The organism is Variovorax sp. P1_H12_2 (assembly GCF_056405335.1).
In genome coordinates this window covers 1-3,221 of record NZ_JBFUCI010000574.1, presented here as the reverse complement: position 1 = coordinate 3,221, position 3,221 = coordinate 1, and the positions used below count along the sequence as shown (strand labels likewise).

The following is a 3,221-nucleotide window of genomic DNA, read 5'->3' as shown; positions in this document are numbered from 1 at the left end:
GGCCCAGCTCGGCTTCCGCCGCCTGGATGCTGCGCGTGAGGGCCGGTTGACTGAGATGCACCTGCTCGGCGGCACGGATGAAGCTTCGACGGTCGGCGACGGCGACGATATGTGCCCAGCGCTTGATGTCCATAAGTCGCTCCTTTGTTAGGCGATTGCATCCACTGCATTCATTMTCCACCCACTATGCATTGGACTCAATTCGGGTTCTCCTGAACAATCGCCCTCATTCCAAGAGCTCCGGTGTTCAGACACAGGACCCGGCCCGCCGACCAAAGCCAAGGAGACAACCTGGTGAATTTCAGTGCTTTTCGCGAGCATGCTCGTTCACGCCCTTCTGACGATTTGAGTGCCGTTCCGAAGACGAGCCACACACCCCGCGATACGACCCCTCATTCCAGGAAATCACGATGACCCGACGACATTGGCAAGCCAGCTACGGCAACACGCCCAGGGAGATCAACCCCGACGCCTATCGCTCGGTGGTGGACATGATGGAACTGGCGATGAAGCGCTTCGCCGATCGGCCAGCAATGCGCTGCGCAGGCCAGACGCTGACCTACGCCGATCTCGACCGTCTCTCGCGGAACTTCGCGGCCTACCTGCAAGGCAAGTTGGGGGTGAAGAAGGGTGACCGCGTCGCCGTGATGGCACCCAACGTGCTGGCCTTTCCGATCGCCTTCCTCGGCATCATTCGCGCTGGCGCTGCGCAGGCCAACGTCAACCCCTTGTACACGCCGCGTGAACTCGAGCACCAGCTCAACGATGCCGGTGCCGAGGTCCTGGTCGTCTTCAGCGGCGTCACCGCCACGGTGGCCGAGGTTTTGCCCAGGACCCGGCTCAAGACCATCGTCACCGTCGGCGTGAGCGACGGCAGCGATGTCGTCCTGCCGAGCCCGCCGGTGGACGCACGCCTGACGGGCGCCGTTGCCTTCACGGATGCGCTGGCCGAAGGCGCCGAGCTGCCCTTTACGCCGGTCGATGTCAATGGCGACGACCTGCTGCTCCTGCAGTACACCGGCGGTACCACCGGCTTGCCCAAGGGCGCTGCGCTGTGTCACCGCAACCTGGTGGCCAATACCGAGCAGTTCAAGGCCTTCATGCCCGACGTGTTGCGACCGGGCGAAGAGGTGATCGTCACGGCGATTCCGCTCTATCACATCTTCGCGCTGATGGTGAACTTCATCAGCTACTTCTCGGTCGGGGCCGACAACTGGCTGGTGACCAACCCGCGCGACTTCGACAGCTTCCTGGACACGCTCAAGAAGGCTCGTCCGAGCATCTTCGTCGGCGTGAACACCCTCTACGCGGGGCTAGTGGCGCACCCGCGAAGCAAGGAGGTCGATTGGTCCAACTTGCGCTTGGCGGCCGGCGGCGGCGCGGCGGTGATCGGTGCGGTGTCGGACAAGTGGAAAGCGCTCACTGGCACCTTCATCCGGGAAGGATACGGCCTGTCGGAGACTTCTCCCGTCCTGACCTTCAACCCGGCCGCCGTGCAGGATTTCACTGGAACCACGGGGTTGCCAATGCCCTCGACCGACATCAAGCTGTTGGATGATGATGGCCTGGAAGTCGGCATCGGCGAGGTCGGCGAGATCTGTGCCAGGGGCCCGCAGGTGATGAACGGCTACTGGCAGCAGCCCGAGGCCAACGCGGCCGCATTCACCGCCGACGGCTACTTCCGCACCGGCGACATCGGCAGCTTCGACGCGCAAGGATTCCTGAAGATCGTGGACCGTAAAAAGGACATGGTCATCGTCTCCGGATTCAATGTCTACCCCAATGAGGTCGAGGCGATTGCCACCGGTTGCCCGGAGGTCGTCGAATGCGCCTGCGTGGGCGTGCCCGACGAGAAGACGGGCGAAGCGGTCAAGCTGTTCGTGGTCAAGGCGGCGAACGCCACGCTCGGCGAGGCCGAGCTCATCGCACATTGCCGCGAACAGCTCACCGCCTACAAAGTGCCCAGGATCGTGCGCTTCGTCGAGGCGTTGCCCAAGTCCACGGTCGGCAAGATCCTTCGCCGCGAACTGCGCGACGTGGCATGAGCAACCCGCCCGAGACAAAACGGTGCGCGGGCATGTTCCGCGCCAAGAAACTGGAGCACTGACATGAATGCCGTCCCGACCCCCCTCACTCTCCACGTGGCCGATGCGGCGGAGATCCAGCGCATGCACCGCCTGTTCGACATTCAGCGCCGCGCCTTCGAGGCCGCCCCGTATCCGGACCTCGCGGCGCGCAAGGCCAAGCTGCACCGGCTGATCGATGCGCTGCGCCGCCACCAGAACGACATCGTCGTTGCGGTGAACGCGGATTTTGGCGTTCGCGCCGGGCCCGAGACCAAGCTGGTCGAGGTCATGGGCCCGATTTTGGAAGCCCGGCACGCCCTGTCTCACATGCGCAAGTGGATGAAGCCGCGGCGTCGCGGCACGGAGCTGCTGTTCCTCACCAACAGCGCCTGGGTCGAATACCAGCCCAAGGGCGTGGTGGGCATCATCGGCACCTGGAACTTCCCGCTGTACCTGACCATCGGCCCGCTGATCGCGGCACTGGCCGCGGGCAACCGGGCAATGGTCAAGGTTTCGGAATTTTCGCCACGGACCACCGCGCTGCTGCGCACGATCCTGGGCGAGTGTTTTGGCGAAGATGAGGTGGCCATATTCGGCGGCGCGGTCGAAGCCGCGCAGGCTTTCAACGCGTTGCCMTTCAACCACCTGGTCTTCACCGGCTCGCCGCGGGTGGGCCGCGAGGTCATGCGCGCGGCGGCCGACAACCTGACACCGGTGACGCTGGAACTCGGCGGMAAGTCGCCGGCCATCGTCGGGCCAGACGCCGACCTGCGCGATGCGGCGCTGCGCATCGCGCACGGCAAGGCCTTCAATGCCGGGCAGATTTGCGTCGCGCCGGACTACGCGCTCGTGCCGCGTGGCAAATCCAACGAGTTCGCCGCCGCGGTACGCGAGGCATTCGGCAAGCTGTATCCGACCGTCGGCGGCAATCCCGAGTACACCAGCATCGTCACCGAGCGCCACGCGGCGCGGCTGCGCCAGTTGCTCGACGATGCCCGGGCCAAGGGAGCGACCCTGCTGCAGTGCGGCGACGTCGCGGGCGCCGGTCGCCAGATGGCGTTGACCGTCGTTACTGGTGTGGACGACCGCATGCAGCTGATGCAGGAAGAGATCTTCGGGCCGATCCTGCCGGTGGTCGAATACGACCGCCTGGAC

At 64.7% G+C, this 3,221-nt stretch carries 3 protein-coding genes; 2 read left to right on the top strand and 1 reads right to left on the bottom strand.

Translation table 11 applies throughout. The features are described 5' to 3' along the window. Positions 1-133, bottom strand: a 133-nt coding sequence (locus AC1D2K_RS32555) for a LysR family transcriptional regulator (protein WP_478094298.1), incomplete at its 3' end; no start/stop codon positions are given. Between the two features lie 277 nt (positions 134-410). On the opposite strand from AC1D2K_RS32555, the gene AC1D2K_RS32550 reads away from it, so the two are divergent. Together AC1D2K_RS32550 and AC1D2K_RS32545 are read left to right on the top strand one after the other, a co-directional pair. Then, positions 411-2,045 carry an AMP-binding protein gene (locus AC1D2K_RS32550; protein ID WP_478094297.1) on the top strand — a complete coding sequence of 545 codons (1,635 nt, stop codon included), beginning with the start codon at positions 411-413 and terminating at the stop codon, positions 2,043-2,045. Positions 2,046-2,108: 63 nt separating this feature from the next. Then, positions 2,109-3,221: aldehyde dehydrogenase family protein (locus tag AC1D2K_RS32545; RefSeq protein WP_478094295.1), on the top strand; the 1,113-nt coding region annotated here is incomplete at its 3' end.

Bases quoted from the DNA above. Each gene is read 5' to 3' on its own strand.
- AC1D2K_RS32550 (WP_478094297.1), top strand. From the start codon at position 411: ATGACCCGACGACATTGGCAAGCCAGCTACGGCAACACGCCCAGGGAG.